At 68.6% G+C, this 4,922-nt stretch carries 7 protein-coding genes; 3 read left to right on the forward strand and 4 right to left on the reverse strand.

Annotated elements, in window-relative coordinates:
- Positions 1-149 precede the first annotated feature (149 nt).
- From rplI to rpsF, 4 genes are all read right to left on the reverse strand, one after another.
- Entirely contained in the window at positions 150-596 is a 447-nt protein-coding gene (rplI, locus tag ACFWJO_RS19935; protein ID WP_365343988.1) for a 50S ribosomal protein L9, read from the reverse strand.
- Positions 597-614: 18 nt separating this feature from the next.
- Positions 615-851, reverse strand: a complete 237-nt coding sequence (rpsR, locus tag ACFWJO_RS19940; protein ID WP_128983236.1) for a 30S ribosomal protein S18 — start codon at positions 849-851, stop codon at positions 615-617.
- Between the two features lie 58 nt (positions 852-909).
- Positions 910-1,485, reverse strand: a complete 576-nt coding sequence (locus ACFWJO_RS19945; protein ID WP_386866829.1) for a single-stranded DNA-binding protein — start codon at positions 1,483-1,485, stop codon at positions 910-912.
- Positions 1,486-1,557: 72 nt separating this feature from the next.
- Positions 1,558-1,848 carry a 30S ribosomal protein S6 gene (gene rpsF / locus ACFWJO_RS19950; protein ID WP_004950685.1) on the reverse strand — a complete coding sequence of 97 codons (291 nt, stop codon included), beginning with the start codon at positions 1,846-1,848 and terminating at the stop codon, positions 1,558-1,560.
- Positions 1,849-2,137: 289 nt separating this feature from the next.
- Here rpsF and ACFWJO_RS19955 point away from each other — a divergent pair, with 289 nt between their 5' ends.
- The 3 genes from ACFWJO_RS19955 (at position 2,138) to ACFWJO_RS19965 (ending at position 4,807) form a co-directional block, all read left to right on the forward strand.
- Positions 2,138-2,452 (forward strand): hypothetical protein, encoded by a 315-nt coding sequence (locus ACFWJO_RS19955; protein ID WP_386866831.1) that lies wholly within the window; start codon positions 2,138-2,140, stop codon positions 2,450-2,452.
- A gap of 128 nt (positions 2,453-2,580) precedes the next feature.
- Positions 2,581-3,699 (forward strand): lipid II:glycine glycyltransferase FemX, encoded by a 1,119-nt coding sequence (locus ACFWJO_RS19960; protein WP_384407653.1) that lies wholly within the window; start codon positions 2,581-2,583, stop codon positions 3,697-3,699.
- 76 nt (positions 3,700-3,775) lie between these two features.
- Positions 3,776-4,807, forward strand: a complete 1,032-nt coding sequence (locus ACFWJO_RS19965) for an alanine racemase (protein WP_384407655.1) — start codon at positions 3,776-3,778, stop codon at positions 4,805-4,807.
- The last annotated feature ends 115 nt before the right edge of the window (positions 4,808-4,922 follow it).

Raw genomic sequence — 4,922 nt, forward strand, 5'->3', positions numbered from 1 at the left:
GGGGGTGAGGTTGTGTTTCTGGGGGCTCCTTGGCTGTGGGGTTGCCCCTGGCTCCCCTCGTGGATTTTTTCATGGGAAACGGCGGAGGGCCCCCCCCCGGGGGGTTGCCCCCCTTCCGTACTGCTGAGCGCGAACTGCCAGGGGCAGCGTTACGCGGCGACGACCTCGACGCCGAGCTTCGCGGCAACCTCGGGGTGCAGACGCACGGACACCTGGTGCGAGCCCAGGGTCTTGATCGGCGAACCGAGCTCGACGCGACGCTTGTCGACGTCCGGGCCACCCGCGGTCTTGATCGCGGCAGCGATGTCGGCCGGGGTCACGGAGCCGAAGAGACGGCCGGCGTCGCCGGAGCGAACGGCCAGGCGCACCTTCGTGCCCTCGAGCTGAGCCTTGATCTCGTTGGCCTGCTCGATGGTCGCGATCTCGTGGATCTTGCGGGCGCGGCGGATCTGCGCCACGTCCTTCTCGCCACCCTTGGTCCAGCGGATCGCGAAACCGCGCGGGACCAGGTAGTTGCGAGCGTAGCCGTCCTTGACGTCGACGACGTCGCCAGCGGCACCGAGGCCGGAGACCTCGTGGGTGAGGATGATCTTCATTGTTCGGTCACCCTTCCCTTATCGCGCGGTGGACGTGTAGGGCAGCAGCGCCATCTCACGGCTGTTCTTGACGGCCGTGGCGACGTCACGCTGGTGCTGCGTGCAGTTGCCGGTCACGCGACGGGCACGGATCTTGCCGCGGTCGGAAATGAACTTCCGCAGCATGTTCGTGTCCTTGTAGTCGACGTACGCGACCTTGTCCTTGCAGAACGCGCAGACCTTCTTCTTAGGCTTGCGCACAGGCGGCTTCGCCATGGTGTTTCTCCTGTGTGATCAAGAAGTTGGGGTACGAGCTGCTTCCGGGGCTTGCGCCCTAGAAGGGAGGCTCGTCCGAGTAGCCGCCGCCGGAGTTTCCACCCCAGCCACCGCCGCCGCCCTGCTGGCCGCCGGAGGGGGCGCTGGAGGCCCAGGGGTCGTCGGAGGGAGCTCCGCCGCCCTGCTGGCCACCGCCGGAGTTGCCACCCCAGCCGCCACCGCCGCCGCCCTGCTGGCCACCGCCGCCGTAGCCGCCCTGGCCACCGCGACCGGTGGTGCGGGTGACCTTGGCCGTGGCATTGCGCAGGCTGGGGCCGACTTCCTCGACGTCCAGCTCGTAGACCGTGCGCTTGACGCCCTCGCGGTCCTCGTAGGACCGCTGCTTCAGACGGCCCTGCACGACGACGCGCATGCCCTTCTGAAGCGACTCGGCGACGTTCTCCGCCGCCTGACGCCAGACCGAGCAGGTCAGGAAGAGGCTTTCGCCGTCCTTCCACTCGTTGGTCTGACGGTCGAAGGTGCGGGGAGTGGACGCGATGCGGAACTTCGCGACCGCCGCACCGGACGGGGTGAAGCGCAGCTCGGGGTCTTCGACAAGATTGCCGACGACCGTGATGACGGTCTCGCCTGCCATGGGTGAACCTCTCGGCGGGATTGCTTCTGGCTGCTAACTGCTACTCGGACCCGAGTCCCTGCGAGCGAAAGCTCAGTGGGTCTCGGGGCGGAGGACCTTGGTCCGGAGGACCGACTCGTTCAGGTTCATCTGGCGGTCGAGCTCCTTGACGACCGCAGGCTCGGCCTGCAGGTCGATGACCGAGTAGATGCCCTCGGGCTTCTTCTTGATCTCGTAGGCGAGACGACGACGGCCCCAGGTGTCGACCTTCTCGACCTTTCCGTTGCCCTCACGGACGACGGAGAGGAAGTTCTCGATCAGCGGGGAGACAGCGCGCTCCTCGAGATCGGGGTCGAGGATGACCATCACCTCGTAGTGACGCATGTGGAACCCACCTCCTTTGGACTCAGCGGCCACGGTCGTTCCGTGGCAGGAGGGTCGTGATGCGTGAGCAACGGTATCCGCCGCCACTGACAGTCCCTCCTCGGCGAGCGAGGAGGCGCTGTCGCGGTCCTGGACGGACCCTGGGCAGACACCGGTGCAGACCGTACAGAGTACCCGCACAGCCCCCTGCGGTTGAAATCCGGCGACGAGGGGACGCAACCTGTACACAACGGATGTGGGCGGCGTCACAATGGCGCCGCCCTCCGGACGGCACTCCAGGAGGTGCCCCATGGCACAGGCAATGCGACCCGACCCCGGTCACTCCCTCTTCGCCACGGACGGCAAGCCCCACCCGCTCCAGGACACCCTGGTCGCCGTCACCCTCGTGCTCGGTCTCCTCTCCTTCGTGACGGGTTTCTTCGACAACCTCCACCTGCTGGCCTCCTGGACGGGACTGGTCGGCATCCTCAGCGGGGGCTACGGCCAGTTCATCTCCGCCACAACGCGTGAACGCTTCCTGCTGATCATCGGGCTCGGCCTCGCCGGCGTGGGCTTCTACCTCGGCATGGCCCACGGCGGGCTCTTCACCGGCGTGATCAACTAGACGAGCCCTTTCACCGGCGCCGAAGGCCCCACACGGCCATTCGGGGCGCTCCCTGGTCGCAGTAGGCTTCGGCGCGAGAGCCGGAGCCCCTGAACCGATGGGGACACACCTGCCGAGGAGCGCCCCGCATGAGCCTGACCCTGAGGACCATCAGTCGTGAGCAGCATCTGGCATTCATCCAGAGCCAGCCCGCGGCGAGCCACTGCCAGGTCCCGGCGTGGGCGGACGTGAAAACCGAGTGGCGCTCGGAGAACCTCGGCTGGTTCGACAAGTCCGGCGAGCTGGTCGGCGCCGGCCTGGTGCTCTACCGCCAGCTGCCGAAGATCAAGCGCTACCTCGCGTATCTGCCCGAGGGCCCGGTCATCAACTGGTACGCACCGAACCTCGACGACTGGCTCCAGCCGATGCTCGCGCACCTCAAGCACCAGGGCGCCTTCTCCGTGAAGATGGGCCCCCCGGTCGTGATCCGCCGCTGGGACGCCGCCGCCATCAAGTCGGGCATCCAGGACCCGGACGTCAAGCGCCTCAAGGACGTCCAGGCCACCCACGTCGAGCCGCGCGCCTTCGAGGTCGCCGACCGGCTGCGCAAGATGGGCTGGCAGCAGGGCGAGGACGGGGGCGCCGGCTTCGGCGACGTCCAGCCCCGCTACGTCTTCCAGGTGCCGCTCGCCAACCGCTCGCTCGACGACGTCCTCAAGGGCTTCAACCAGCTGTGGCGCCGCAACATCAAGAAGGCCGAGAAGGCCGGCGTCGAGGTCGTCCAGGGCGGCTACGAGGACCTGGCCGAGTGGCAGCGGCTCTACGAGATCACGGCCGTCCGCGACAAGTTCCGCCCGCGCCCGCTCTCGTACTTCCAGCGCATGTGGACCGTCCTCAACAACGAGGACCCCAACCGCATGCGGCTCTACTTCGCGCGCCACAACGGGGTGAACCTGTCCGCCGCGACCATGCTCGTCGTGGGCGGCCACGTCTGGTACTCGTACGGCGCGTCCGACAACATCGGCCGCGAGGTCCGGCCCTCGAACGCGATGCAGTGGCGGATGCTGCGCGACGCCTACGCGATGGGCGCCACCGTCTACGACCTGCGGGGCATCTCGGACTCCCTGGACGAGACCGACCACCTCTTCGGTCTGATCCAGTTCAAGGTCGGCACGGGCGGCGAGGCGGTGGAGTACGTCGGCGAGTGGGACTTCCCGCTGAACAAGCTCCTGCACAAGGCCCTGGACATCTACATGTCGCGTCGCTGACGACGCGCGCGAGGCTTGCGTAGTCTCGTACACATCTTTGATACACCGCAGCCACCAGAAAGGTTCCGGGCCGGCCATGGCGCTCTCCCTCTATGTCGACACCGCTCGTTGGCGGGCGCACCAGAAGACGGTGATCGAGCAGTTCCCGGGCCTCGTGCCGGTCTGCAAGGGCAACGGCTACGGGTTCGGCCACGAACGGCTCTCGGACGAGGCCGCGCGGTTCGGCTCCGACATGCTCGCGGTGGGCACCACGTACGAGGCCGCCAAGATCAAGGACTGGTTCGGCGGCGACCTGCTCGTCCTCACGCCGTTCCGGCGCGGTGAGGAGCCGGTGCCGCTGCCCGACCGCGTCATCCGCTCGGTGTCCTCCGTGGACGGCGTGCACGCCCTCGTGGGCGCCCGCGTCGTCATCGAGTGCATGAGCTCGATGAAGCGCCACGGCATCAAGGAGGAGGAGCTCCCGCAGCTGCACGCCGCCATCGAGGACGTCCGGCTGGAGGGCTTCGCCCTGCACCTGCCGCTCGACCGCACCGACGGCACCGACGCCGTCGAGGAGGTCATCTCCTGGATGGACCGGCTGCGGGCCGCGCGGCTGCCGCTGCACACCATGTTCGTCAGCCATCTGCGGGCCGACGAGCAGGCCCGGCTCCAGCAGCAGTTCCCGCAGACCCGCTTCCGCGCCCGGATCGGCACCCGGCTGTGGCTGGGCGACCACGAGGCCACGGAGTACCGCGGCTCGGTCCTGGACGTCACCCGCGTCGCCAAGGGCGACCGCTTCGGCTACCGGCAGCAGAAGGCCGCGTCCGACGGCTGGCTCGTCGTGGTCGCCGGCGGCACCTCCCACGGCGTCGGCCTGGAGGCCCCCAAGGCGATGCACGGCGTGATGCCGCGCGCCAAGGGCGTGGCGCGTGCCGGTCTCGCCACCGTCAACCGGAACCTTTCTCCGTTCGTCTGGGCCGGCAAGCAGCGCTGGTTCGCCGAGCCGCCGCACATGCAGGTGTCGATCCTGTTCGTGCCGTCCGACGCCCAGGAGCCGAGGGTCGGCGACGAGCTGGTCGCGCACCTGCGCCACACCACGACGCAGTACGACAGGCTCGTCGAGCGCTGAGCCCCGCACGCGTGTGAAGCGGGGCCCAGGAGGAGGTCCCCGGGGTGGCTTTCCACGCCCCCTCTCCCCCGCCCCGCATGGGGCCCTCACGGCGCCCCCCCCCCGGGGGACGCCA

Source organism: Streptomyces sp. NPDC127092 (assembly GCF_042722475.1).
Classification (GTDB): domain Bacteria; phylum Actinomycetota; class Actinomycetes; order Streptomycetales; family Streptomycetaceae; genus Streptomyces.